Source organism: Pseudoalteromonas sp. 2CM39R (genome assembly GCF_023161845.1).
On sequence record NZ_JALNTM010000001.1, the window covers coordinates 595,831 to 621,539 of the forward strand.

The window sequence follows — 25,709 nt, forward strand, 5'->3', positions numbered from 1 at the left end:
ATAAAAATGCGACATACCTTTAAGCTAGCCCTTATTACCAGTGCATTGTTTAGCGCAAATCTTGCAAGTGCCGCTGAAATTAACCTACAACAATTACACGCATTTGGTACACCGCCGACCATTATGATGGGCGGCGATAAAGGCATGATGCCTGCAAAACCACCGACATTAAATACCCATAATGGTAAATTAATAGGTACTTTTCTTTCTGGTGGTGGTAGTGACTTTGCCACGCTAACGCAGTCGGGTATTTATAGCTTCACTCCCCAATTAACCGAAGGCGAGTTAACCGACTACACCACATATATAAACGAAGTTAATAACGACACGCTAGCCTTTGTAACGAATACCGTGGTTGATAGTCAGGGAGTTGTTTACGGTGGCGCAAACAGGACATTATTCAAATGGAGTGAAGGCGAAGTAATAGAGGATGCACTATCGCATTTGGATCTCTCTAGTATTAATGGCGGAGACTTCCGAGTACAAGGCTTGATGACGATAGATGCACAAGACAACATCTATTTTGCCGCTTATGAACGAGGTAGTGATTATAGTGCATTACTGCGCCTTAATAGTGAAGGTGAAATCGCTGTACTGATTGACTTTAGCCGTGATGAATATAAACAGGGCAATATTTTTACTAAAGGTGAAGCGCCTGCCTCACTGATATACAGTGAACAAGATAATGCTATTTATGGCCTTGCACATAAATCTTCAAAGTCTGATGGATCAGGCAGTACCGAAGGCTTAGAAGATGGCGACTTCCCAAGCGGCACCTTGTTTAAGCTAGATTTAACCAATGTTAAAACGGATGGCAGCTCAGAAGTACAAATTTTAAAAACCTTTTCTAATAACCTACATGGTCTAATCGATGACCATACCTTAGCAACAAACTCGTTAGTAGAAAGCGGTGATTGGTTATACGGAACGTCAGCTAAAACAGTATGGCGTGCCCACAAAACCAATTTAGACGCATTTACCGTGTTACATACATTTGGTTCAGAACAAGATGAAGCAGAAACAAACCTAAATGGTAAAACGCCAGCGGGTCCACTTGTAGTTGCAGCAGATGGAAATATTTATGGTACAACAACCGCCGGAGGCAGTGACGGTAATTCAGGTGTGCTATTTCGCATTAATATAAGTACAGACGCACGTGACCTTGATAAAGAGCAAGACAATTTTCAGCTTGTACTCCACTTTGCAGATCAAGCCTCACCTTTACCAGTAGGTTTAACTGCTGGTGCGCTAGTGAATGGCGAACAAATTATTTACGGTGCCACCAATGGCGACGCGGCAACAGAAACAGGAAGCGTATATCAATTCACTGTAAAACAACATGCTATGGAGTTTACCACTCAAACTTCAGAAATAACTTTAGGAGAGAGTGTTGAAGTCAACTGGCAGTCAACCAACTTAAGCCAATGTACTGCCAGTGGTGATTGGCAAGGTGCGAAAGAAACCAGTGGTACTGAATCAATTGAGCCAAGCTCTGAAGGTGAAAAATCTTATTTATTAAGTTGCCAAGACACTGACCAAAAACCACATGTTCAGTTAGTTAATGTGGTTGTAAATCCAAAACCAGAGCTGAACTTTACTTCTTCAGTTACCGAAATCACCTTAGGAGAAAGCGTAGAGTTAAATTGGCAAACATCTAACTTAAGCCAATGTACGGCTAGTGGTGACTGGGAAGGTACAAAAGAAGCCAGTGGTACCGAAACTATCGAGCCAAGCACTGATGGCAACAAATCATACATTCTAACTTGCCAAGATAACGACCAAACTGACTATGTTCAAACTTTGGATATTTTAGTTAATCCTGCACCAGAGCCAGAGCCAGAGCCAGAGCCAGAGCCAGAGCCTGTACCAGAAGATAATAGCAGCAGTGGTGGGGCATTTGGCGGTGTAATCATGGCTCTTGGCTTATTAGTTGGTAGGCGCTTTCGTAACAAAATTAAAAGCTAAATTAGCAACCAGTTTTGCTAATTAACCCAGTCATATCAATCTGGCGCGCAATTGATATGACTATTTCAGACCTCTAGGTCATTACAAAAACAGAAAAGGAAATATTATGTCTATACAAGTTTCATATGGTGCAAATTATAGCTACGGCAGTTTAAATGACTTTTTCACCTACGCAAGTGAGTTTTTTACGGATACAACTTACGATGAAAGCATTGGTAGTTTCGCTGGTACTGAAAACCCTGATCCTATTGTAGATTTAGGTTTTTGGGGGAGCTTTGGCACATTCTCTGGCACGCAATTTGTGCAAGAGGGCACTTCAAGCGATGGCAGCCTAGGCTTTATCATTCAGGCTGCTGATGGTTCTTACTTAGATTACACCTTCTTCTCTAGCCCATCTCATACAATTTACGGTGAAATTGCCTCAATTTCCTTTGGTTACGGCATCACTCAAGATGCTAACGGTGAATACAGCTTCACTGATGAGTTAGTTAGTTTCGATGGTCTAGATACCATAGGCCTAAATGCCGGTATTGATGAAAGCGGCAATGTGATTGACCGTACAACCGGTGACAATACCACCCATAACATTGTAGATGGCTTAAAAGATGCGGAGTTTGATTACTTCACTACTTTACTATCTGACAATGGAATTGACTTAACCCTAAACGACACTGGTGCTGCTAGCTTTGCATCACTTGACACTATTGGTGTTTCAAGCTTTGTCGAATACGAACTCGTTGCATAATCTAACTGCACTGTAGCTTTGCTGCAGTGCTACTTAAAATTTATTGAGCTAGCTATGAAAACACTCTGCATTTTTTTATTCACTTTGCCGCTTTCTTGCTTTGCTAACACGGCGGTTGACGATGTTAGTGTAAATTACCTGACTTCACTTCATTATAGTGGCCCTGAAGGTTGGCCTACGGCAGGGAAACCCTATGCCCCCCCTATCTATAATGCTGAGCGAGACCAACTGCTGGGCATATCATCCACAGGACATGTAGATATTTTTGGTAACGACAATAGGGCAGCAAATATGTGGGGGCTGGCGCCGGTGCAAGGTCATTATTTTTCATTGGCTAAAGATATTAAATCATACGTGGGTTTTGCTGAGCATCCACAGCTCGATAGGCTTTATAGTATTGATTTAGATGGTAACATTTTTTATGTCCACTCAGATGGCAGTAATAAAAATATTGTTTTTGATAACAGTGAGGAAGAGCTTAGCAGTCAACCTAACGTTCAGCCTATTTTTGATCAGCAGGGGCGGCTACTGTTTATAGACACAGACGGCGAATCTTACTCGCGGTTAATGCGCTTAGACGCCGATAATACCCTGATTGAAATGCACCGTTTTAACAATAACCCGCATGGTTATTATACTGGTGCGGGAGGTATGTTATTGAGTGGTAATACATTATTTGGCTATTTGGCTTACCCCAGAGGCACACCATTTTTAGATACACTCTCGATTGATGATGATTTTATTGTCGGCGCCCTCTACGCAATGGACTTAAGTAACGACCCAGTACAAAGCCCTGAAATTATACACGAGTTTACCTTAGCCGAGGGAGAAGTTCCGTGGACAAGAGGTGAAGCTGCGCGTATAGCCACCTATTTGGTTGAAGACCAACAAGGTTATTTATACGGCACCACGTCGGTAGGTACTTGTAAAACAAAAGGAATAATCGTTCATAATCAGCAAGAGGCAAAATTTGATAATGGCATTTGTGGTGGTAGCTATGCCTTATATTCTGTGACCGATAAAGAAAATCTCATCCATACAGAATATCCTCATTATGATGGCAGTAACCCTTTTGGCTCTGTATTTAGAGTAAAAAAAGATGGTTCTGATTTTGTGTTAGTGCATACATTTAGTGACCTAGATGGTAGCCAGCCCCGCGGACCAATGGCGATTACGGACAATGGCTACCTTTATGGTACAACGATGGGGGGCGGTGTCCATAAAGATGAAGTTATAAGCGTAAAGCAAGGCAACCCCTACCCCTCGGAATTCGGGGAAGTAACCGGGAATGGCACCATTTATCGTATTCGCCTCGCAGATATTAAAGTTGAAAATGGCGTGGTCGTTGAAAGTGGTTTTGAACATGTACACTCTTTTAAAGCGGGGATAGATGTTGATGCCGACGGCAAAGTGCCAACCGGTATCATGTTAGCTGCAAACGGTAACTTATACGGCACCACCTTATATGGTGGCCGAGGGTATACCGATAATTCTGGTAATAAATACCTCAATGATAAATTCGGTACTGTATTTGAAGTAGATTTAAGTGCTCAACAGCCGACAGGCTCTGTGTCAATCAGCATAACTCCAGGGACTATAAAGCAAGGAGAGCAAGCCGAAGTGACTTGGTCCAGTTTTAATGCAACAGACTGTAAAGCAACGGGGGAAACAGTGATTGGCGACTGGCAACCTGATTCGCCACTAGAGCCGCAAGGCAGTATGGTTATTTCGCCACAGACAGGGGTTTATACATTGACAGTTAATTGTAAGGATAGCGATGTGAATAGTCGTTTTGCTGCCCTAGCAACCTTGTATGTGGATGCAGAAGCAAAAGCAAAAGACAGTGAGTCACTTAGCTATGGTAATGGCGGCAGTTTAGACTGGCGTTGGCTGTTTTTGTTAACTGCGGCAGCACTGTTTAAACCAGTTCGTAGAACGAGGTTTAAATGAACGCTTCGCAAGCGCTTAGTAAACCACTTAAAGATGCTTTAAAGCTGCAAATGCGCAGTTTTTATCATGTTGCAGGGTTTAGTGCTGTCATTAATGTATTAATGCTGTTGCCTGCAATCTACATGTTGCAGGTTTATGATCGCGTTTTGAGCTCAGCAAATTTAGACACCTTATGGCTAATCTCTTCGATGGTTGCGGTATTTTTCTTATTAATGGGGGGGCTGGAGTGGATCCGGAGCCGAGTATTAATAAGCATTAGTCAACAATTTGATAAAACTTTACACAACCGTGTATTTAATGCGTTATATCAACATCAACTTAAAACTGGTAACGCTAACTCAGGACTACTGATTAACGATCTTAATCAAGTTCGTCAGTTTATGACAGGGAGTAGCGTGTTTGCCTTTTTTGATGCGCCTTGGGCGCCTATTTTCTTAGTAATTTTGTTCTTTTTTCACCCTTTATTGGGCACGCTCGCATTGGTTGGTAGTTTAGTGTTATTTGCTTTAGCTTTAGCAAATGAATTATGGGCTAAACAGTCTCTGGTTTTAGCCTCACAAGCAACTACAAATGCTAACAGACTCGCCAGCGATATCATTAATAATGCCGAAGTAGCTCAAGCCATGGGTATGCAGCAAAACTTACAAGAACGATGGCAGTCAGAGCACTGGGCTGGAATTTGCCATCAAAGTGAAGCGAGTAATTTAAGTTCTGTTCTTACTGCAACCAGTAAAGTTTTACGACTCGCATTACAGTCAATGATGCTAGGTGCAGGCGCATGGTTGGCTGTTGCGGGAGAAATAACAGCTGGAATGATGATTGCGGGCTCTATTTTGGCAGGACGTATGCTCTCGCCAGTTGAGCAATTGGTTGGTGCTTTTAAACAATGGCAATCAGTTAAGCAATCACAACAACGTTTAAATGGCTTGTTATGCCAATATCCATCAGTAAAGGAAGGGCTTTGTTTACCTAAACCAAGCGGTAAATTAACCATTGAGAACGCCACTTTAATCCCACCAATGGCTCAGCATCCTGTTCTTAAAAATATTAGTTTTGAGCTTGAACCAGCAGAAATTTTGGCCATTATAGGCCCCTCAGGTGCTGGTAAATCATCAATTGCGAGAATGCTATGCGGTATTTGGGAGCCGCGTATAGGTAAAGTGCGTTTAGATGGCGCAGATGTATTTCAGTGGAATAAACAAAGCTTAGGCCCTTCTATTGGTTATTTACCACAGAATGTGAGCCTTTTTGCAGGCAGTATCGCGCAAAATATTGCACGATTTGGCGAGGTGGATGATCACTTGGTGATTAAAGCCGCGAAGTTGGCTGGGGTCCATGACATGATACTCAAGTTAAGTAATGGTTATGAAACGCAACTAGGTGAAGCAGGAACCGGTTTATCGGGCGGCGAAAAACAGCGCATAGGCCTTGCAAGAGCAGTGTATGCTGATCCTAAGGTGGTTATTTTAGATGAAGCAAATGCGAATTTAGACGATAGCGGTGAGGCTGCGTTAGCAGCAACAATTAAAACGTTAAAGCAAGCTGGCAGTAGTGTGATATTCATAACTCACAGAGCGAATATTTTAGCTATGAGCGATAAAATTTTGTTACTAAACAAAGGCCATGTTCAGGCATTTGGCGCTAAAGAAAACGTATTAAACGCCATGCAAAGAGCCAAACAAAGTCAACAGGGAGTGGCAATAGCATGAATGCTCAACACGGCATAGCAGGTCGTAAGTACATTCTTTGGGGCTGGATTATGACGTCACTAAGTTTGGGGGTTTTTTTACTTTGGGGAGCCTTTGCACCACTAGATAAAGGTGCTGTGATTGAAGGTCAAGTTATTGTATCTGGAAGAAAAAAACAAATACAAGCTCCACAAAGTGGGGTGCTTGCCCAGTTGTTAGTGCAAAATGGTCAATGGGTTGAGAAAAATCAGCCTTTAGTGACCCTCGATAACCGAGTCGCTAAAAGTCAGCTTGAGGCCGCAACAACTCAATATTATATGGCACTGGCAGAAAAAGAACGTTTATATGCTGAGTTTACACAAACGCCGAAGTTGCACTATTCATCAGCGCTAACCGAAATAGCATTACCACAAGCCGAAGAGGCTATGCGCTTGCATCAGCAATTGTTTGTACAAAGAAAAGCAACGCAGGATGCAAAACTCTTACTGTTAGAAAATAACAAACACACTACGCAATCGAGAATTTTAGGCCTACAAAATGTGGTTGCCAGTCAGCAACAGCAATTGGCGGTATATAAAAATTGGCTAAGAGACACACAAGCTTTAGTAGATAAAGGCTATCAATCACAAGAAAAACTTTATCAATTACAGGCACAAGCTGCGGAGATCAGCGCTGATTCAGCAAACTCACAAGCAGAACTAAAAGCACAACAGGCCAGGTTATTAGAGCAAGACACTCAATTACAACAGACAATAAAAGCTTACAAGCAAGACCTCAGTCAACAGATGGCTACCAATCAAGCGAATATTAGTCATTTCAAACAGCAGATCATTACGGCTCAATTTAGCCTGGATAATAGTGAAGTTCGCGCACCAGCAGCTGGTCAAGTTGTAGGCCTTAATGCGTTTGGTGATGTAGTATCCCAATCACAATTATTAATGGAAATAATGCCTAAAGGCCAAAGTCTTATTGTGGATGCGAAAGTACCGGTTCATCTAATTGATAGCATCTTACTTGGTCAAGAAGTAGATCTACTATTTAATGCTTTCAATACCAGTACGACACCGAAAGTTAAAGGCAATATAGATAGCCTTACACAAGATATTGTCAACGACCAACGAACTGGGCAGCCTTATTATCAAGTAACTATTCGAGTCAATGAACAAGCGTTGCTAAAAGATTTAGTGTTACAGCCGGGGATGCCAGTTCAAGCATTTGTTAAAAATGGAGAGCGTTCGATGCTGAGTTATTTATTTAAACCTTTAATAGATCGTATTCCTCATGCAATGGCTGATAATTAAAAAGAATTTCACTTTAATTAATAATTAAGAAGGTTTACCTAATAAATGCACTTGAATGAGAATGATTATTGTTTATAATGTCCACCTGCCACGCAACGGGACTTTGTAAATTTTGACTAGCAAGACCACTAACAGAACTGGGTTCAACTCGATGTATCAAGAACACCACGAATGGTTAGTTCGTTGGATTGCTAAGCGAACGAGTAATGCTGATAATGCCCAGGACCTGGCGCAAGATACGTTTATAAAATTGTTAAATAAGCCAATGCTTTATGATGATATGCGTAGCCCACGTGCCTGGCTTACGAAAGTTGCTGGTAACTTGATGACAGATCAATTACGCAGGCAAGTGCTTGAACGTAATTATCAAAGCATGCTCGAATCAATGCCTGAGGCTGACTACTTTTCGCCCGAAGAACAATTAGAGTTGCTTAACTTACTTGAGCAAATTGACAAGTTACTCACGGGTTTGAAAGCAAAAGAAAAAAAAGCTTTTCTAATGGTTAGATTGGATGGCATGAGCTATAAAGATGTCGCAAGCGAACTAAAAGTAAGCTTATCTTCAGTCGAAAAGTATATCGCAAAAGCAACACTACAGTGCTACCAACTTGTTTATTTTGACAGCTAAATCTGATGAATTTTAGACTCAATCACAATCAAGCTCATATTCCAGAACACATAGTTCAACAAGCAATTCGTTGGCAAATTAAAATTGAATCTGGCAGCATCAGTGAGGCAGAGCAGGGACATTTTGTGCAGTGGCGAAGTGCTGATCCATTACATGAGCTGGCGTGTGCTCGGTTACTACACCTTGATAAAGCATTTAGTGATATTGCTGTTAAGTCCGCCGGGCATGCACGAGAAACATTACAAAAAACAGACCATGAAATTGATAATCTACAGCGTAGACGTTTGCTCAAAGGCGCGCTTGGTACGTCACTAAGTGTAGCAGGTGTGGCTTTTTTAGCTGAGCAGCAAGGCGCTCGTCATTATTTAAGTGCTGATTTATCAACCAGAAATAGTCGCGAAAAATTTACCGTTTTCAAAAGTAGCCAACTATGGTTAAACCGCCATAGTACGGTAGAAATTGATGAGCAGAAGAGTAATTCGATTAGGCTAACGCAAGGCGAGTTATTTTTAAAAACCGCAGCTATTGATGCACCTGTTCAACTGCACACATCTCATGGTGTATTTGCCACTCAAAACGCAGAAGTATTTGTTCGTCATGAAGCAAGCCATGCGATTGTACAAGTAAACAAAGGCCTACTGCATTATAGTTCAGCGGCAGGTGAAAACAGTTTATCCCTACAAGCAGGCTCGACGTATCAACTCTTTTCCAATAAACAATTTGCTTTAAATACAGGGATTTTTGATTACAGTAGCTGGCGCCAAAATCTACTCACTGCTAGAGCCATGCCGCTTGCCGATTTTTTACACGAGTTGGCTCGTTATCGAAGCGGCCATATTCGTTGCCATCCAAGTTTAAACGACACGCTAATTTCTGGTGTATTTCAGCTTTCAGATACAGATTTAATTTTATCAACTGTCGCACAGTCATTGGGCGCAAAGCTTAACTATCTGACCCGTTTCTGGGCTGAAATTTTACCAAAGTAAAATAATTCTCATTTATTTTTACGGCTTTTCATTTTTCGTTCGGCTTTATAGGTATGTAACGAAAAAAGGAAACTCACATGCCGTCTCGTGTATTGCTTACTAGCTGTGCCATATTTGTTTCGAGCCTGTTGTCTGTGGCCCCAATTTATGCGGCGCAATCATCAGCTAGTTCAGCTAATTTCACATTAGTTCAATTTGACTTACCTGCAGGTAATCTAGGTGATTCATTAACGCTTCTTTCACGGCAAGCAGGGATCACATTGAGCTTTGATGAGCAAATCGTAAAAAATATCTCCGCGTTAGAGCTAAAAGGACGCTACAGCACAGAAACTGCTTTAAATAAACTTTTACAATCAACCTCATTAGAAGCGTTTTTGATTGCTCAAAACGCTTGGATCATTAAAGCAAAGCCACAATCAGATGTGATTGCTCTTGATACTATTCAAGTTCAGGGACAACACAATAAATTAAAAAATAAAACCTATACCGAGGCAAAGTCGGTAAACGTCATCACTCAGCAAGATATTGAACGATTTCGCGGTACCAGTGTTGGCGATATATTCCAAGGTACACCTGGGGTATTAGTCAGTGAGAACCGCAACTCAGGTGGTTTAGACATCAATATCCGCGGTATGCAAGGTCAAGGCCGTGTACCAGTTATTATTGATGGAAGTCGCCAAGAAACAACTGTTTATCGAGGGTATTCAGGTGTCTCTAGCCGCAGTTATATTGACCCTGATTTAATTGGCTCAATGACGATTAGTAAAGGCCCTGTTATGGACGCGCAAGGGACCGGTGCGACGGGCGGATTAGTGAGTGTTAGCACTCTTAATGCAGACGATATTGTCAAAGAAGGTGAGCTGTCAGGTGTACGTTTAAGAGCGAGTGCTATTGGTAATAGCTCAAACGCACCTCAGCCTGGAACCTATGCAGGCTATTATCTCCCTCGTAATGCTTATCGCTCAGACTGTCGCTTTCCAACATATTGTACTGAACAGTACTTGATGCCTGAGCATTTTGCCCCCGAAGAAGGTATGGACAGACCTGGTTTGTTAGAGTTTGCGAGTTACGCGGGGAGTGTCGCTGCTGCAAAACGCTTTAGTTGGGGTGACTTAGTTGGTGCTTACGCTAAGCGTGAACAAGGCAATTATTATGCAGGTAGCCATGGCCCTAAACCCGAATTGATTTATGGTGAGCCGGTTAAAATGGCTTGGTATACCGAGACTCCGGTGTCTGTGGAAGGTGCGTCAAGATTTCGTGCTAATGAGCGTATACCAAATACAAATTTCAATAGTGAGTCGGTATTACTTAAAACGAACTTGGTGATGCCAAAAGATCATAGCTTAGAGATGAGTTATATCCTTTATAACAGCGAATATGGCGAAATGATGCCTTCGCAAATTCGCTCTTTTGGTCAAGCAAGACAATGGCTTGACAGCGAAGTAACAAACCATACCTATACATTAAAATACAAATGGCAACCGCTTACTTATGATTGGGCCGACTTTTCGGCTAATTTGTGGCACACAGATGCGATTACAGATTTAAATACGCCAGATGTCGGCTCGGTGGATATTGCCGATAACATAGCTCGAAAAGATGACTATCAGCGTTGGGGTGCTGAAATTAGTAATAAAATGATGTTCTACAATCATGGCGAACTTGCATTGAGCTATGGCATTGCTGGGCAGTGGGAAGATATGGATACCGACACGCCCCAAACAGAAGGTTTTTATGCTGGTTCAAGAAGCGGTTGGCGTAAAGAGTTTAGTTCTTTTAGCGCCGTCGATTGGCAAATTACAAAGCAGTGGCAATTAGAAGCAGGATTACGCTTTAGTCATTTCTCTTCAAAAGATAATAATCCTTTAGAGCTTAAGCCCAATGATCCCGCATGCACACCTGATGGGCAAGGAGGCTGTGTCCCTGTAAATTATCAGAATAGTCACTCAGGTAGTGCGCCGCTTATTGCTTTAACATGGCAAGCGTTAGACAGTCTTCAATTATACATTAGACACGCAGAAGCTTTACGCATGCCAAGCTTGTTTGAAAGTACTTCGGGCTGGTCTGTGAGCCCTGTGCTTGATATCCCTCTGAAACCTGAGCATGCCAAAAACCAAGAATTGGGTATTAATTATTTAAACGAAAAAATAGCGAATAACACAGAGCAACTGGCTATCAAGCTTGCCTATTTCGAGAATCATGTAGATGACTATTTGACTCGAACACAACCAAATGCATGGGAGCAATCACAAGGCGGTATGCTCGATTTTTTCCGCATGCGCAATATCGACAGTTTAGATCTTAATGGTGTTGAGTTGAACTTTAGTTACACAACACCTTTTTGGTTAGTTGAATTAAGTGGCACTAAATATTCTCATATTGAAGTGTGTAATGTTGGTAGCTATGTACGCTATTACTGTAATGACTGGGGGATCCCTGAGAGCTACATCAATAATATGATCCCGCCTAACTGGCATGCCAGCCTGCATTTAGGGTTACGTCTTTTTGATCAAAAATTCGAGACTGGTTTACGCGCTACCTTTATGGGCGAGAGAAACTCAATTCCTCGATACAACGCACCAACAGGTTTTAATGAGCCTGTGCTATGGCACAGCTATAACCTTTTAGATTTCTACAGTTCATACCAATTTAACGATACGGCGACTCTTGATTTTACTATCGATAATATTACCGATCGTTACTACTTAGACGCATTGAGCTTAGGACTTGTGCCAGCCCCTGGGCGCACAGCCAAGCTTAGCTTAACTTTACAATTTTAATTGCCAGAAAAATCAGCAAGGAGACCCCGATGAAATTGATGCTACATACATTCACCGCTATAGGGCTAGCTTTAGCGCTAACCGCTTGTGGTGGAGGTGGTGGTAACGACGATAGCACCCCTGTTGTTGTTGAACAAAAACCGACGGCTGTCATCACAAGCAGTACAGAACAAACAACGTTTTCACTTAAAGATGGTGCAGTACAAATTCAACTAAGTGCTGATCAAAGTAGTAGCGCAGATAACAAAGAGCTCAGTTATCAATGGCAACTTATTTCCCGCCCAGAACAAAGTGAAGCGGCTTTAACCAGCAATGATAACCTTAGCACCGATTTTATGGCTGATCTTCCTGGTGAATATGTCATTAGTCTTATTGTTAATGACGGTGTGAATAACAGTGAAGCAACACGCATTACTTTTAATGCAACAACACCATACCCCACTGCAGTTGCCGAGCCTGTATACAGTGTAAGTTTGGGTACAACGAGTGTAGGCCTAGATGCAAGTGCCAGTTTACCTCCTACAGGCGAGACAGGCAGTTTAGATTATCAATGGAAGATTGTTGAAAAACCGGCTGAGAGTGCGGGTTATTTAAGCAATGAAACACTTAGTTTAGCTACTCTATTTGTTGATGTAGCTGGAGATTACAAACTTGAGTTGGTTGTTTATTACGGAAATATTGCCAGTGAACCAAAAACGGTTACCGTAACTGTTTCATCTGGTAATGCTCCACCTGTTGCGATTGCTGATGATGTGACGGTTAAGCTTGGGCAAACAGTCACGCTTGATGCATCACAAAGTAATGACCCTGAAGGAGCGTCTTTACAATACCGTTGGAAATGGGCTTACAGTCCTGTTGAACCAGATGCTATTCCATTACCCGAATTAGCAGGAAGAACAACAGATACACTTACTTTTACGCCGGTAGTTGCGGGTGAGTATTCATTGGTACTGTTCGTGTTTGATGGTGCAAGAAAAAGTGAAGAGCGTGAAGTCCTTGTAACCGTAGAGAAAGATCCTGAGTCTAATGAAAACAAAGCACCCGTTGGGGAGTTACTAGCAACAGGCTATTTCCCTTCTTATAGCATTGGTGAGCAAGAAGTTGGTTTGCGCGCTGAGTTTAATTTTTCAGGCTATGATCCAGAAGGGGAAGCATTACAAATAATCAGTGCGGAACTTATTGAAAAGCCAGAAACAAGTACTGCTGAATTAGTTGATATTGGTTCTTGGAAGCCGATGGGCAAAAAGATTCAAAAGCTTGATGTTGAAGGCATGTATAAAGTGCGAATGGTCATATCTGATGGTGTTAATCAACTAACAACCGATGCAACAATGGAAGCTAAAATTGGTAATGTTAATGGGCAGCCTTCAACACGTGGTGTAGATGCTCAATCTAAATCAGTGATTGTAGGTGATGCACTCGTATTTGATGCATCAAGTGAAGACCCAAATGATGATCCAATGACATTCCATTGGGAACTTGTTGACCGTCCAGATGGCAGTAACGCGGTTATTGAGCCTGTTATTGAACCTGAAACTCAAGAGTATCGTCGTGCTCGTGTGGTAACTGACGTACCAGGCTCATATACTGCGCGCTTGATTGTTGAAGATGACCGCGGACTTTTTGCAAAAACTTATGCAGAAGATGATGGCCTTGCAAAACTTACCAATACTGCGCCTGAAATTCGTTCAGTTGTGTGGGCACGTAGCTGGGGGAGATTGCAGCCAGGTGAAGATTACTATCAAATCTTACCGTGCATGTCATTATTACATCGCCCAGTTACGGTTGATGCTGATGGTGATGAAGTCTTCACCCATGAAGAGTTAATTAGCACGCCTGAAGGTGGTGAATTCACAAGTTATCCTGATGAAGCTGATTGTCCTGCCACACGCGGTCAAGTGTTTACCAAACCAGGTACTTATACATTCCGTTATTCAGCGACTGATTTAATAGACGATGCACCACAATATGATTTTGTTGTTAAAGTTGATCCATTATCAGAAGCGAAAGGTGTTCGCTTACGAAGTATTAATGAAGATGGCGAAAGCTTATGGCACCCACTTCCATATGAAACAATTCCACCATTTGCAAATGGCTTTAGTGCAAGCTCGCGTCCATTTTTAGAAGAAGGCTATGTGCAATGGGAGCTGAGTGCTATGGATAGTGCTTATACGATTGAGAATGTTAAGGTGAGCCATATTAATGGTGGTCTTGCGAGTCTTACTCCTCGCTTTGAAAACCTATATGAAGGACGAGTTATTCAACAAGGCGAAAGCTTAGCATTTCAAACCGTAGTACCTGCAGTGCCTTGTATTCGTAATGACGATAAGTCTGAAGGCTTCCATTTCTCTTTCAATATCAGAGAAATCCCAGAAATTACTTATGTATACGAAATATGGCGCACAGCCGATGACGACAGTCTTTTCAATGAGTGGGAAGAGTGTGAAGAAGGCCAGCTAAATTAAATATGCCAAATTAAAAACTTAAACAAGCGAACCTTCGGGTTCGCTTTCTTAATATTTCCCCTTCTTGGTTCCTTTTTAGTTAAAAGCCGTTACAGCGGTTTAAACCCATATAAAAATAAAGGAGCATATATATGTTTAGATATATATCAACGCAGGATCTTCTAACTTTAGTTGACTCAATCCGCAGTATCATTATCAAAAACGACCATAAAATTAATCATTTAATGTTAAACAAAGAAAATCCTGATTTTGAGGGGTTTTGGTCAATTGTAGAGTCTGATGTTTATACCAATAAGCAACTGAACTATCGTGGTGTAAAAGTGCTGTTTTATAAAATGATGGTTTTTCTGCTCGAAGATATTCAGGAGGGCACCTTTGATTATTCGGATTACGATGAACAATCTTGCAACGAAAACCCTGAGCGCTTTGATGATTTATTCGATACTGAATTAGAGAGTGACTTCGATGATGACTTTAAGGAAAAAATTGAGCGTGAATTCGAGCCAGAGCTGAGTAATGAGCGTACTCAAAATTCTATAAAAGAGACCATATCGCAAATCAAAAAAGCGCATTCATAGGATAAATAAAGCTATTTTTGCATTTAAAAATAGCAGCCTAATCATAACTCACGAAATACGCCACGAGCCGTTATTTGCCGGCTCACTACTCAATGTCTGGGTAGTCAGAGTTCACTCTGATAATACTAGTGAGGGAATTGTACGCAAATATACTTTTCCATTGTGGTAATGCAAAAGCGTATTGCCAACGATAATGTAGGGCGGGGCTTAAGGGCAATAAAGGAGTAGCGTGCTACTCCTTTTTTAATTAAAAGCGTAATGAACCAAAAAACACTAAAACTTGCAAAATTTGATTTCTAAGTAGTGGGATCAACTCCGTTGCAAGAGTAACTATACGATGCTTGTTGCCTTTTCCGTTCCAAATTTGAATGCATTTGTAATCAAAATCAATGTCCTTTACTCGCAATTGCACCGCTTCCATCACACGCAAACCACTTCCATACATTAACCCCGTGATTAAGTAATATCGCTTGGAAAGATGACTCATCAATTGCTTTACTTCATCAGGCGTCATCACTACAGGCAGCTTGGGTTGTCGATTACTTCGTGCAAAATTCAAGTTTAAAGAAAGCTCATTTTTGACAATATGTTTATATAAAAAAGCGAGCGCATTTAACGCTGCACTTTGTGTTCTAGGTGACATATTACGTTTTAATACAATATGGTCTAAAAACGCTTTGACTTCTGCATCTCCCATTGAGCTTGGGTGACGTTTGTTGTGAAAGTGAATAAATTTTGCGATCCAACCTAAATAAGCATTAATTGTTCTTAATGAATACTGACGAGTGAGCATATAGTCTGCAATGTAGTTTAAATAAGGAGAGCGAGTTTTCATTTTCATTCCTTTGAAATAAAGCTGTATATATATACAGTTTCAGCTCAGTCGCTCGTATAGTCAAGAAAACGACCCAATCGCTCGTTTTTATCCTGAGGTAAAAGCGAGAACTCCTAAATTTTAATAACACTGGTAATTAGTTAACAAGTTTGTTAGAAATAATCTAATAAGAAAAACGAGCGATCAGCTTGCTATAAACATGTTAGCTGTAATGGAAGTATCGTGAATAGTTGAAACATCGGGTTAATAAACGGAATGATTACATTGGTGTTTTGGTCATCACTTGGAATGTTTCTGGCTTCAGAATGGTGGGGCGCATTACCTGTTATATTGTTTGTTCTAGTTCCTATCTCAGCTCTAGTATCTTACCGTTCATCTGTTCTCGCTAAATGTTTAATTGAGGGCAATGCTACGGTTAAACTCTACGCAATTGATGGCTTTAAATGGGCATTTATAGCATCTGCTATATTTTGGCTGTGGAGTATCTCTTCCCAAGCTATGGCTGCTGGAGGCCCGCTGCTTGGAGCTAACTGGTGGCAAGTGATGAAATATATATTTACCATTTCAATCCCAGTAAGCCTGATAGTTGGTTTTATTGGTGGCGCACATGGTGTTGTATTCTTTTATTTAAATAGTTGGCAAATTACAGCTAACAAACAAATTAACGCGGACTAATAAAGCTTGGCTTGGTTCGCTGCGCTCACAATTATAGCCAAGCTTTATTAGCCCGTTATTTGGGCGTTATAACTCAAGGTCGAGAATATGAAGTACAAACACTTCAAACCATTAGTTCATAATTTTACGCATTCTTTTATGGGTGGTTGTAATTATCATGATGGTCGCTTTATCTTCGAAGATGTGTATGACTTAGCAATCAAACGATCTGGTCAAAAAGTTATTATTCAATGGCTACCACAAACCGAACATCAGGACATTGAGCTTACTAAACGAGTTAAAGAATCGATCGGGTTTTACCAGCAATGGCTGCCTAAAATGGCAAAAGGATTAGGTGTTTCAATTGATAATTTAGTTGAATACCAAACAGAGGTTTATTTAACTAAGACTCGTCAAATTAATGTTCGTGCAATAGCTCTGGATGACAGAGGTAAAAGCTACGAGTATTTTGTTTGGGTTTGAGTTATAACAAACGCATCAACGCATGGACTAATAAAGCTTGGCTTGGTTCGTGCCTCACCATTTATAGCCAAGCTTTATTAGCCCTTTATGCGGGCGTTATGCATCAAAAGGAGTTTGAGATTGGAACATTTTTTAAAAAAGCACGGAGATAAGTCATTCGGGCTATTTATGGCCATATCGATAGTTCCCCTGCTGATGTACGAAACAGTATTAAATTCGTCATTTGTATGGGCGTTTAAGTATTTGTCAGTTCCTATCGTTATTATTTGCTTCTATGTTTACTTTAAAAGAATCCCAAACCTACGCCGCGAATCTGGAGAATTGAAAGGAATTACACTAACAGCTGTTGTTGCTGCAATGCTCCTCCTTATGAGTGGAGGCTTTGTTCTAGGGTTCAACAATTTCATTGGTCCCCAATCTGATTTTCAGTTAAGTGGCTCTGTTGTAAAACTAGACACTTATGAAAGCACCAAAGCTGGAACTAGTTACTATGTGTTCATAAAAACAGCGGGTAACGGAAAAACTCTTAAACTCGATGTATCTAAGAAAAATTATACAGCGTTAAAAGTTGGAGATTTTTACTCCGAGCCATGGAAAAAGGGCTCGTTGGGGTTGTTGTATAAACGCAAGTAGATGCATAACAATCGCATTAACTCGCTCGCAGGCTCGCTGGGACAATAACACGTAGGCTCAGTCGCTTCGCTCCAATTTTAGCCTACGTGTTATTGCCCGTTATGCGGGCGTTATACGTTTCTCAGGGATGGTTATGAATTTAAAGTATTTTCAAATCACTTTACTCTTCTTTATCACTTTATTTCTTGTAGCCTGTTCTGTTGCCTCAAAATTCGAGATTTATAACAACACTGGCGTAGAAATAACACTCACATTAAACAAAGGTGATTATTCAGCGTCATATAATATAAAGCCAGCAAGCTCTATCACTATAGATTATTGGGATTTACCTAATGGTGCAAAAGCAACTGTTAAATCCAATAATTTTAGCTGGGAATTTTTGCCAGAATATGTAAGTCACAGTTTTGCAAAACGTTCAATGATACCAAGTTACAACTTGTTTAAATTACAAATTGATCTAAGCGGAACCGTTTATGTTGTTGCGCCAGAATCAGATTTTCCAGCTCAACAACACGTTGAGCAACCTGAGTTTTACCCATTGCAAACACACAATTAAAAACGTATAACAAAGCAATTAAAATAGCGGACAAAAAAGTGTTTGCTGTTTTCACTGCGTTCAACATTTTAGCAAACAATTTTTTGCCGTTTATTGCGGCGTTAGGCATATAGGAAGGCCATGTTTAAATATCTACTAATAATATTACTTTCCCTTAGTTCGCAATTAGTTTTTGCAACGGCACAACAACCAGACACTATTGTAATTGATGGGAACGAACTTCCTTTAAATACGAATCCACTTGATGATTACATTGAAAGTAAAGGGTGGCAGCCTCCAGAAGAGGCTTCTATTTGGTCTTCTAATTGGCGAGGATATATTGCTAAATGGGAAGTAATTGCTGGAAAACTTACTTTGATTGAAGCTTCTATCTTACTGAAAGGGCATCCAATCGATGAACCTAAACGGAAAACTATAATTTCAGATCTATTCCCCAAGAACCATAGTCTAGTTGCCGAATGGTACTCGGGAGCACTAATTGTACCTGATGGAGAAATGACGAACTATGTTCATATGGGGTACGGTTCAGAATACTCGAATTATCAGATACTTCGCGTAAACAAAGGAATAGTAATTGAACATTTATCATTTACGAGCAAGCAATTTGAAGCCTATCAAAACCGCAAGTTTCAAAGCTTCAAAGAATCTGAGAAGTTTAAGAAAGAATTCAATGAACTAGTTACAGGCAAAGATAAATGGTCTGAAGAAGATGCTATACATTTTTTAAAAAGCTTCTACTCCGAGTATTACCTTTCATTGTAGGGTATGCCTAACAAGCGCATTATGAGCGGAACCAAAAAGCTTGGCTTGGTTCGTACCTCACCAATTATAGCCAAGCATTTTGTTCCGCATATGCGGGCGTTAGGCGAACATGGATATGCCGAAGAAAAATACGATTAAATTAAACCCTCATTTACACCAAATTGCATATGCACAAGCGTGTTCATTAGCTAACCAAGCTAATGCTGCTCAAAAGGCAATTGGCACTAATCATCAAGTTCACGATGTACTCACTTTTCTAGTGCTTTCGGGTCTTTCCATGGAGCTTTACTTCAAGGCTATTATGTTGGCAGCACGTAATGGTGAAGTAACAAAAGGTCATGAACTCTCCAAGCTATACAATGAGTTTCCTCGATTTTTAACTGATAATCTAAATACGGTTTATCTTAGTGATCAAAAATCCATATCGTTACCAATTACAGTAATAGCTATGGTGCAAAGAAAGGATAAACCAGAAAAACCTGATAAAGATTTGTTGGGTAAGGGTTTTAGCGACTTCGAAAATGCTATAAAAAGTGTTTCAAACATATTTACAAGAGCTAGGTATTTTTTCGAAGAGATTGGAGAAGAATATACTTATATCGAATATCCAGTCGGACAAATAAGTTCGTTAATAAAATCATTGGATAAAACTTATAACAGTTTCATTAATGGTGAGTTTAAAGGTGCAGTGGCGTAAGTTCGCCTAACAAGCTGTTCAAGCGGGAGTGCTAACGTTTGGCACGGTTTCGCTTCGCTTCACATTTTAGCCAAACATTATCAGCCCCTTAACAGGGCGTTATAAGCCATAATAGCCACCGTCACTTTGGAACCCTGTGAGTATTTTAAAACTAGAGAAACGATATTTTAACTTTTGGCTTTTATTAGCGTATTTCCTCGTTATTGGGTTAATTGATTCCCAATTATTCAGCCCAATACTCATATTATTAGCTATTTCTTTAAGCTACTTATTTCCTGAAAAACGCGAAAGTGGTTATTTCGTGGATGCTATTGATTTAGGAGAGTATTCTGACCAATATTTATATGCATTATATCGAGCGTTTCTTTCATACACGTATATTTATTTGGCATATTCCATTAACTATCAGCTTTCGTTGGATATAGTATTTTTTATTTTCTGGTGCACTGGCGGTATTTTATATTCATTCGCGGCTACATTTGTACCCAAGGATGGCTTCAAAACAGGCGGTAATTTTAAAGTAGCTCAACTTTATGCAATCATGTATCTTTTAGTTACTTTACTATTAACTTATTGGATAATAGTTAGTTTTAAAGGGCTTGATTGGTTTAGTCCCTTAGTCACAAATATCTATCATTTAGTTATCGGTGGCTTATAACAAGGCAATTATGTGTGGGACGCAAAACGCTTGGCTTGCGCTCCTTCGTCGCTGATTTTAGCCAAGCATTATCCGCCCATTATGCGGGCGTTATGTTTCTTGAAAAAATTATGCAACCTGAAGTCGCAACCATTAATGACTTATTCGTAAACTATTTTACGGGCAAAGATTTCGAAAATAATTATGGGGTGCAAGTTACTTCATTAAGTAATTTAAACTCTCTGGTAACGGTGAAATTAAGCTTTTTAAAAAATCATACATACTGCTGTGGTGAGTTAACTTGCCATTTTAAAGCTGATTTCGCTCAAATTAGGAAGCGGGCAAAAAATTTAGGTGTTACCTTAGCTCAAAACTTAACTATAAAATTTGATGTAATCATTGAAGATGGTGCGTTATTTACGTTAGGTGATTCAGCTCAAGTAAGTAAAGGGTTTAAATATACTGAGAGTTTTTGTGAAAATATGCACGAAACATAACAAAGCAATAATGAATGGGACGCAAAAAGCTTGGCTGCGTCACTTCGTTCCTATTATAGCCAAGATTTTTCGCGCCCCATAATGCGTCGTTACTGATTAAATACTCTAACGTGTTTTTGTCCAGTAACGAGTTATGCCCTTATGACTCTGCCCATACCGGAAAACTCACTTAGTCATCATAAAACCTCTCACTTATTTCATCACATAGCTTGGTTCGATAGATAACTGATGATTGCAATAGCTCGACATCTTCAAGTGATAGGAGAGGGTGGCGAGTTTTTCTGTCGAACCGTGTTGTCATTTCATCGAATAGTTGTTCGTGCAGGCGCTTTATGTCATCAAAAATTTGCTGCGACTGGGAGAATAAAAACACTTTGTCGTAGTCGCCATTTTTAAGTGAGGCTAGGTACTTTAAAAGAATGGCTTGCCGTGCTGTTTTGTTCTTGAAGGAGTGTTCGACTTCTATGGCTGCAATTGAGCCATCTAATAAGCGTGCTGCGCCATCGACTGTTCGGGTCTCTGTGCTTGTATTGGCGCGTTTGAATTCGGGTTCAGTGATAAAGCTTTGCCACATGGGGGCGTAGGTGCCATCACTGTGATAATTGTGAATGCCTCTTAGCATCACAAAGGCGTTAATTAAGTTATGCATTACGTTGTTATGGTTAAACTGTAAAGCGGGGTTGGTATTGGCTCTGAAGTACACATCAATATTCATTATTTCTTCAGCGTACTTTGCTGCACTGTAGGCTGGAACATAGACGCGCCCATCGGGGCTGCGATGTGTTTTAACGAGCTTTAAAAAGCCATCGTTAGTGAGCCTATTTAAATGCTCCAAGGCTAATCGGTGTGAGATGCCATAAAGCCAACTCACAAGGCCTGGTGTGATGATAGTAAATCGAATTGCAATGAGGATTGAGAGCTTCAGGCGATTGCTAAACTTTTGATGATTGTTTGCACCTTCATAGTAGCGCATATCAATATCAAAATAGCGAGGGTAGGCGAGCTGAAGTTGGTTACTGGTATTGTTGTTTTGGATGCTTGTCATGTTTAAAGACCTCGGTTGTTAGTTTGAATCTTTAACTAACAACCCACCTTGCAAATTATCGCTTTTTAGCGATTGTTTGCCGGTTTTCCTACCGGGATGCTTTGTACGCATGCCCGGTAGAGTTGTCGCGATGATTATCGCAACAACAGGCAGCTTTCAGCTGATGTCTTCACAACGTTGTTGTTCAAACATATGGCTTAAAACGCCCGTCACCTCTGATGTTGCTCCGCAACGAGCTGACTCGACGAGCTACCGCTCTAGCGTATTAAGCCATAGCGCGAATGTACCGAGCTACGCTCTGTACTCACCGCCACAATGCCGCTTTATGAACAGGCGATGGGTGCCCCATTATCCGCCTTCATCATATCGCTTACTTTTCTATCGCAAAGGTGGTTCGCTTTTCAATTTGTACCAAATTTCAACCGAATTTCGCTAGGGCGAAACATCATCGCGGTGAGTACAGACCAGCTGTACATTCGCGCTGCTCCATGTTTCTTTGGCTTCGCCGACGGCACATTACGCGACTTATTGGTCTCATTCTGAGACGCTTTTTATTGCCTAATTTCGTTCCGAATTAGGCTGGATTTGATGTCTTTCAGACGAAAAAGTAAGTCTACTTCGTAACAAAACAAAGTAATATTGTCTGTGAATAGTGAGATAAATAGAAAAGAAGAAAGTGATAATTCAAACTGTTTGTTGCTGAGCTTCGCAGTCAAACAAGTTTGTTTTTTATCACAAAATCATTAACTTTTAAAGAGAACTCACCCACTCTAAGAGGTTAAAAAATGACGACTACATCGATTAATCCTGCAACCGGTTTACCTATCAATGATGCTGATAATGGCAATTGTGTTGATATAGGTGGCAACGTATTTGGCACAGATAACAGTGATTTTTCTGATACAACAAACTGTGATTCTTTCTCTGTATTTGATGATACTGATTGGGGGATAGATATTTCTTGCGGTGGAATTGATGAGTTTTAAACACTCATTTATCTATCGCAATCGTATAGAGATTGTTATCGCACTGATTCTATTCAGTGGTGTTGGATTTACGTTTTATCAGCTTAAGACCACAGAAAATCTCGTTTGGCTAATCGTAATGAGCCTGTTTTGCACCAAATTTGTAATGGGTGCAACGGGCTACTATCTCTATGCAGAAAAGCACACACCCAGCATGAAAAAGATGCTTGAGTATGTGTTACTAAGGTTTTACTAACCTCCTATGTTTGTCCACCAAAGCGCCTCTATGGCGCTTTTTCGGTTTATAAGAGAGTAAAATCGTAGTTATATCAGAATTTAAAAAAGCGCCCATAGGGCGCTTAGAATTAAAGGTATTTGTCTCGTAATTTTGATTCTATGAAACTTAAAATATCAGCACATATGTATGCCAAAATAATTTGCTCATAACCTTCGAGTAAGTCAACAGACGCCAGTCTAGAAGTTTCGGGGTAATCAAGAACCCACAAAAATATCGCAAGTGAAATAAACAAATAAATACTATTCACACCGACTCGTACTAACCCAAGTACGAGCTCTAAACAAAATGTCTTCACACAGGTTCTCCTCATTTGTACTGTGCAAATACGTATGTTTGTTAGGTGATAATTTATAGTTATTAGATGAAGAAGAAGGTCAGCTACTTCTTTGATGGGAAGAGTAAATTATTATTGCGGCGAAACAGAAGCTGATTATATTTACAAGATAGGCAGGGAGCAATACGAAGATTTGGTATTTAAAGATAATAATAAAAGGTTGCTTGCATCTTTTGTTTCAATGCCTCCTGATTTTTTACTTCGCGGTAAAACCACAAAAAACTATGATTCATGGTCATTTGGCATATACACGTACAAGTTACTCTTCGGCACTCTTCCATTTTAAGCTAAGTTATTACCCCCTGACGAAGAAAGAAGGCCGAGATCCACTCTATTGTTCGACTATTTAGTTGGCTTGTTCATAGGATAGAAGACTTCCAAGATGTTCAGTTTATTAACACAGTTATTGATTCAGGTGGTTTTGAACCTTACTATGTCCTGTTAGATGATATTTATTAATCTAAAATTATGCATTGTTTTATCATTAATATAGATAAAGTTATTTAAAACAAAGGAATGTAATGTTAGCTGAAATTAAAAAGGTCTTGAAAGAAACACCTGGCTTAAAAGGCAGAGAAATTGCTAAGAAGCTAAATAAAGATAGAAAAGAAGTCAATTCTTACTTAAATAGGCATAATGAAGGACTGTATCAGGATCAAAATGACTATAAATGGTATTTGAAAGCCATTGATACCATCGTGTGGAATATAGAATGCTGTGGCTGGTTAACGTGTGAGGAATTTGAACAAAGCTATTCTGAAATTGGTAATTTAGTTGACGGTGAAGAATTAAATATTATTATCAAACTTCCGAAAGGGTTTAGAGTCCTATTAATCGCTGGTGCTAGGCTAATTTCACTCGCTAACTATCTTAACTATTTAGGCAAAAATGTAACTCTCGATTTTGAGTTATGTAAAAGTTCTATGGGCTATCTAGATAGGCTAGGCTTCTTCGATCATATTCATAGCCATATTGAAATCCTTCCAAATCGCCCAGTTATTTCACGAGCTAAACGTTATAAAGGTAATAGCTATAATGTAGTTGAAATCGGAGATATCGACCTTAATTCATTTAATGATGGGCTACCTGAAGAACTAACTGCAGCATTTATTAACCATACAGGTGAAGACTATTACATGGCAGCCTTTACTGTATTTTCAGAGTTAATTGGCAATGTTCAAGAACATAGTGAAACACCTATACCGGGTTTCGCTGCGTTACAATTTTATGAAGGTAAAAACAACCATAACAGTCACATACAAACTGTTATATCTGATCATGGTCTTGGCTTATCGAATACGCTGAAAGAAGATCTGCACAAGCATTATCCTACCCTTGCTTCATCTATGGACCTAGATTGTGTAGCTTCAGACGTTGAGTTAATAACAAAGGCTCTTACTGATGGAAAGTTAAGTCGATTTGGACACAATCCAGATGGGCAAGCTCGTGGTTTAGGACTCAAACGAAGCCAAGATTATGCTTTAAAATACAATGCAGAGATAACTGTAAGGCAAGAAAACCTGATGGTAAAACTGCTTTTTGGAGATGGACAATTAATAAAGTCTGAGCATCGAACTGACTTAGAGTTCATAGCCGGAACTCACGTTTGTTTTGACTTTATTCTTAAATAAGTCAATAATCTTCTCGATAAACATCTTAATTTAACCAGAAGTTGTTATGAAACTTATAGAATTTACAAATGGAAGTGACCACCCCTTTGGCAATAAAAAGGGGCAAGAAACGTATAGCAAATTAAAGGATTTTTTTGACCAAAATAATACTGAGAAAGTTGTGGAGATTAGCCTTGAAGGCATCAAGGCTACAGATGCATCCTTTCCAAGAGAAAGTGTAATTTCTATTATAAAGCACTTAAATGGTGAGAAGTCTTTCTATTTAACTGGGTTCAATTCAAAAGATTTATTAGATAACTGGGATTACGCTGCTAAGGCTAAAAACCAATTAGTGGTTACCAATTATGACAATACGTTAGAGTTAATAGGACCCGATTTAAACATCTCGACAAGAGAGCTTATTAATTATGTTTATTCACAGGAATCTGTAACTACCGCAAATATAGCAAAAGCTTTAGGACTTTCAGTTCAAAATGCTAGTACGAGATTGAAGAAACTAGTTAACGAAGGAATCGTCTTGCGCGAAGAAGAAGCCGCGCTGTCTGGAGGGAAAGAGTTTATTTACAAAAGATTGTTTAAATCTGTTCAAATCTGAT

General features: G+C 40.0%; 25 protein-coding genes. 22 read left to right on the plus strand and 3 right to left on the minus strand.

What is annotated here, in order from left to right:
• Positions 1–6: 6 nt before the first annotated feature.
• The 10 genes from MTF66_RS02700 (at position 7) to MTF66_RS02745 (ending at position 15,086) form a co-directional block, all read left to right on the plus strand.
• Positions 7–1,965, plus strand: coding sequence for a choice-of-anchor tandem repeat GloVer-containing protein (locus MTF66_RS02700; RefSeq protein ID WP_248526284.1), 1,959 nt, complete (start codon positions 7–9; stop codon positions 1,963–1,965).
• A gap of 106 nt (positions 1,966–2,071) precedes the next feature.
• Complete coding sequence (locus MTF66_RS02705; protein ID WP_248526285.1) at positions 2,072–2,710, plus strand: heme acquisition protein HasA; 639 nt, start codon at positions 2,072–2,074, stop codon at positions 2,708–2,710.
• Positions 2,711–2,764: 54 nt separating this feature from the next.
• Positions 2,765–4,660, plus strand: a complete 1,896-nt coding sequence (locus MTF66_RS02710) for a hypothetical protein (protein ID WP_248526286.1) — start codon at positions 2,765–2,767, stop codon at positions 4,658–4,660.
• Complete coding sequence (locus MTF66_RS02715) at positions 4,657–6,369, plus strand: type I secretion system permease/ATPase (protein ID WP_248526287.1); 1,713 nt, start codon at positions 4,657–4,659, stop codon at positions 6,367–6,369. Before MTF66_RS02710 ends, MTF66_RS02715 begins: the two co-directional genes overlap by 4 nt.
• On the plus strand, positions 6,366–7,649 hold the full coding sequence (locus MTF66_RS02720) for an HlyD family type I secretion periplasmic adaptor subunit (RefSeq protein WP_248526288.1): 1,284 nt from the start codon (positions 6,366–6,368) through the stop codon (positions 7,647–7,649). The genes MTF66_RS02715 and MTF66_RS02720 overlap by 4 nt, the downstream gene beginning before the upstream one ends.
• Positions 7,650–7,800: 151 nt before the next feature.
• The gene (locus MTF66_RS02725; protein ID WP_248526289.1) at positions 7,801–8,277 is read left to right on the plus strand and encodes a sigma-70 family RNA polymerase sigma factor; all 477 of its coding nucleotides are present in this window, start codon (positions 7,801–7,803) and stop codon (positions 8,275–8,277) included.
• Between the two features lie 5 nt (positions 8,278–8,282).
• Positions 8,283–9,263, plus strand: a complete 981-nt coding sequence (locus MTF66_RS02730) for a DUF4880 domain-containing protein (RefSeq protein WP_248526290.1) — start codon at positions 8,283–8,285, stop codon at positions 9,261–9,263.
• A gap of 77 nt (positions 9,264–9,340) precedes the next feature.
• Positions 9,341–12,043 carry a TonB-dependent receptor gene (locus MTF66_RS02735; protein ID WP_248526291.1) on the plus strand — a complete coding sequence of 901 codons (2,703 nt, stop codon included), beginning with the start codon at positions 9,341–9,343 and terminating at the stop codon, positions 12,041–12,043.
• Between the two features lie 29 nt (positions 12,044–12,072).
• Positions 12,073–14,508, plus strand: a complete 2,436-nt coding sequence (locus tag MTF66_RS02740; protein WP_248526292.1) for a PKD domain-containing protein — start codon at positions 12,073–12,075, stop codon at positions 14,506–14,508.
• 131 nt (positions 14,509–14,639) lie between these two features.
• Positions 14,640–15,086 (plus strand): hypothetical protein, encoded by a 447-nt coding sequence (locus MTF66_RS02745; protein ID WP_248526293.1) that lies wholly within the window; start codon positions 14,640–14,642, stop codon positions 15,084–15,086.
• 247 nt (positions 15,087–15,333) lie between these two features.
• Here MTF66_RS02745 and MTF66_RS02750 read toward each other — a convergent pair whose 3' ends face one another.
• Entirely contained in the window at positions 15,334–15,921 is a 588-nt protein-coding gene (locus tag MTF66_RS02750; protein WP_248526294.1) for a phage integrase N-terminal SAM-like domain-containing protein, read from the minus strand.
• Between the two features lie 255 nt (positions 15,922–16,176).
• Here MTF66_RS02750 and MTF66_RS02755 point away from each other — a divergent pair, with 255 nt between their 5' ends.
• From MTF66_RS02755 to MTF66_RS02790, 8 genes are all read left to right on the plus strand, one after another.
• A complete protein-coding gene (locus tag MTF66_RS02755; RefSeq protein ID WP_248526295.1) occupies positions 16,177–16,596 on the plus strand; it encodes a hypothetical protein in 420 nt (139 codons plus the stop codon).
• Between the two features lie 87 nt (positions 16,597–16,683).
• A complete protein-coding gene (locus MTF66_RS02760) occupies positions 16,684–17,058 on the plus strand; it encodes a hypothetical protein (RefSeq protein WP_248526296.1) in 375 nt (124 codons plus the stop codon).
• Positions 17,059–17,178: 120 nt separating this feature from the next.
• The gene (locus MTF66_RS02765; protein ID WP_248526297.1) at positions 17,179–17,691 is read left to right on the plus strand and encodes a hypothetical protein; all 513 of its coding nucleotides are present in this window, start codon (positions 17,179–17,181) and stop codon (positions 17,689–17,691) included.
• Between the two features lie 133 nt (positions 17,692–17,824).
• Positions 17,825–18,247, plus strand: a complete 423-nt coding sequence (locus MTF66_RS02770; RefSeq protein WP_248526298.1) for a hypothetical protein — start codon at positions 17,825–17,827, stop codon at positions 18,245–18,247.
• Positions 18,248–18,367: 120 nt separating this feature from the next.
• Entirely contained in the window at positions 18,368–19,009 is a 642-nt protein-coding gene (locus MTF66_RS02775) for a hypothetical protein (protein WP_105180918.1), read from the plus strand.
• A gap of 109 nt (positions 19,010–19,118) precedes the next feature.
• Positions 19,119–19,706: a hypothetical protein gene (locus tag MTF66_RS02780; protein ID WP_248526299.1), complete on the plus strand. Its 588-nt coding sequence runs from the start codon at positions 19,119–19,121 to the stop codon at positions 19,704–19,706.
• 136 nt (positions 19,707–19,842) lie between these two features.
• Positions 19,843–20,364 (plus strand): hypothetical protein, encoded by a 522-nt coding sequence (locus MTF66_RS02785; RefSeq protein WP_248526300.1) that lies wholly within the window; start codon positions 19,843–19,845, stop codon positions 20,362–20,364.
• 14 nt (positions 20,365–20,378) lie between these two features.
• The gene (locus MTF66_RS02790) at positions 20,379–20,840 is read left to right on the plus strand and encodes a hypothetical protein (protein WP_248526301.1); all 462 of its coding nucleotides are present in this window, start codon (positions 20,379–20,381) and stop codon (positions 20,838–20,840) included.
• A 169-nt stretch (positions 20,841–21,009) separates the two neighbouring features.
• Here MTF66_RS02790 and MTF66_RS02795 read toward each other — a convergent pair whose 3' ends face one another.
• On the minus strand, positions 21,010–21,885 hold the full coding sequence (locus tag MTF66_RS02795) for a hypothetical protein (RefSeq protein WP_248526302.1): 876 nt from the start codon (positions 21,883–21,885) through the stop codon (positions 21,010–21,012).
• A 785-nt stretch (positions 21,886–22,670) separates the two neighbouring features.
• On the opposite strand from MTF66_RS02795, the gene MTF66_RS02800 reads away from it, so the two are divergent.
• Together MTF66_RS02800 and MTF66_RS02805 are read left to right on the plus strand one after the other, a co-directional pair.
• The gene (locus tag MTF66_RS02800; RefSeq protein WP_054562581.1) at positions 22,671–22,871 is read left to right on the plus strand and encodes a hypothetical protein; all 201 of its coding nucleotides are present in this window, start codon (positions 22,671–22,673) and stop codon (positions 22,869–22,871) included.
• Entirely contained in the window at positions 22,861–23,106 is a 246-nt protein-coding gene (locus MTF66_RS02805) for a hypothetical protein (protein ID WP_055022469.1), read from the plus strand. The genes MTF66_RS02800 and MTF66_RS02805 overlap by 11 nt, the downstream gene beginning before the upstream one ends.
• A gap of 109 nt (positions 23,107–23,215) precedes the next feature.
• Here MTF66_RS02805 and MTF66_RS02810 read toward each other — a convergent pair whose 3' ends face one another.
• A complete protein-coding gene (locus tag MTF66_RS02810; RefSeq protein ID WP_054562579.1) occupies positions 23,216–23,443 on the minus strand; it encodes a hypothetical protein in 228 nt (75 codons plus the stop codon).
• Between the two features lie 560 nt (positions 23,444–24,003).
• Here MTF66_RS02810 and MTF66_RS02815 point away from each other — a divergent pair.
• Positions 24,004–25,113, plus strand: coding sequence for a hypothetical protein (locus MTF66_RS02815; protein ID WP_248526303.1), 1,110 nt, complete (start codon positions 24,004–24,006; stop codon positions 25,111–25,113).
• A gap of 46 nt (positions 25,114–25,159) precedes the next feature.
• Complete coding sequence (locus MTF66_RS02820) at positions 25,160–25,708, plus strand: helix-turn-helix domain-containing protein (RefSeq protein ID WP_248526304.1); 549 nt, start codon at positions 25,160–25,162, stop codon at positions 25,706–25,708.
• Position 25,709: the final 1 nt, after the last annotated feature.

What these genes read in the sequence shown, in the direction of transcription:
- MTF66_RS02745 (WP_248526293.1), top strand. Translation starts at nt 14,640, where the DNA reads ATGTTTAGATATATATCAACGCAGGATCTTCTAACTTTAGTTGACTCA.
- MTF66_RS02725 (WP_248526289.1), top strand. Translation starts at nt 7,801, where the DNA reads ATGTATCAAGAACACCACGAATGGTTAGTTCGTTGGATTGCTAAGCGA.
- MTF66_RS02770 (WP_248526298.1), top strand. Translation starts at nt 17,825, where the DNA reads ATGAATTTAAAGTATTTTCAAATCACTTTACTCTTCTTTATCACTTTA.
- MTF66_RS02740 (WP_248526292.1), top strand. Translation starts at nt 12,073, where the DNA reads ATGAAATTGATGCTACATACATTCACCGCTATAGGGCTAGCTTTAGCG.
- MTF66_RS02750 (WP_248526294.1), bottom strand. Translation starts at nt 15,921, where the DNA reads ATGAAAACTCGCTCTCCTTATTTAAACTACATTGCAGACTATATGCTC.
- MTF66_RS02715 (WP_248526287.1), top strand. Translation starts at nt 4,657, where the DNA reads ATGAACGCTTCGCAAGCGCTTAGTAAACCACTTAAAGATGCTTTAAAG.
- MTF66_RS02735 (WP_248526291.1), top strand. Translation starts at nt 9,341, where the DNA reads ATGCCGTCTCGTGTATTGCTTACTAGCTGTGCCATATTTGTTTCGAGC.
- MTF66_RS02705 (WP_248526285.1), top strand. Translation starts at nt 2,072, where the DNA reads ATGTCTATACAAGTTTCATATGGTGCAAATTATAGCTACGGCAGTTTA.
- MTF66_RS02775 (WP_105180918.1), top strand. Translation starts at nt 18,368, where the DNA reads ATGTTTAAATATCTACTAATAATATTACTTTCCCTTAGTTCGCAATTA.
- MTF66_RS02710 (WP_248526286.1), top strand. Translation starts at nt 2,765, where the DNA reads ATGAAAACACTCTGCATTTTTTTATTCACTTTGCCGCTTTCTTGCTTT.
- MTF66_RS02820 (WP_248526304.1), top strand. Translation starts at nt 25,160, where the DNA reads ATGAAACTTATAGAATTTACAAATGGAAGTGACCACCCCTTTGGCAAT.
- MTF66_RS02700 (WP_248526284.1), top strand. Translation starts at nt 7, where the DNA reads ATGCGACATACCTTTAAGCTAGCCCTTATTACCAGTGCATTGTTTAGC.
- MTF66_RS02755 (WP_248526295.1), top strand. Translation starts at nt 16,177, where the DNA reads ATGATTACATTGGTGTTTTGGTCATCACTTGGAATGTTTCTGGCTTCA.
- MTF66_RS02760 (WP_248526296.1), top strand. Translation starts at nt 16,684, where the DNA reads ATGAAGTACAAACACTTCAAACCATTAGTTCATAATTTTACGCATTCT.
- MTF66_RS02780 (WP_248526299.1), top strand. Translation starts at nt 19,119, where the DNA reads ATGGATATGCCGAAGAAAAATACGATTAAATTAAACCCTCATTTACAC.
- MTF66_RS02730 (WP_248526290.1), top strand. Translation starts at nt 8,283, where the DNA reads ATGAATTTTAGACTCAATCACAATCAAGCTCATATTCCAGAACACATA.
- MTF66_RS02805 (WP_055022469.1), top strand. Translation starts at nt 22,861, where the DNA reads ATGAGTTTTAAACACTCATTTATCTATCGCAATCGTATAGAGATTGTT.
- MTF66_RS02720 (WP_248526288.1), top strand. Translation starts at nt 6,366, where the DNA reads ATGAATGCTCAACACGGCATAGCAGGTCGTAAGTACATTCTTTGGGGC.
- MTF66_RS02800 (WP_054562581.1), top strand. Translation starts at nt 22,671, where the DNA reads ATGACGACTACATCGATTAATCCTGCAACCGGTTTACCTATCAATGAT.
- MTF66_RS02815 (WP_248526303.1), top strand. Translation starts at nt 24,004, where the DNA reads ATGTTAGCTGAAATTAAAAAGGTCTTGAAAGAAACACCTGGCTTAAAA.
- MTF66_RS02795 (WP_248526302.1), bottom strand. Translation starts at nt 21,885, where the DNA reads ATGACAAGCATCCAAAACAACAATACCAGTAACCAACTTCAGCTCGCC.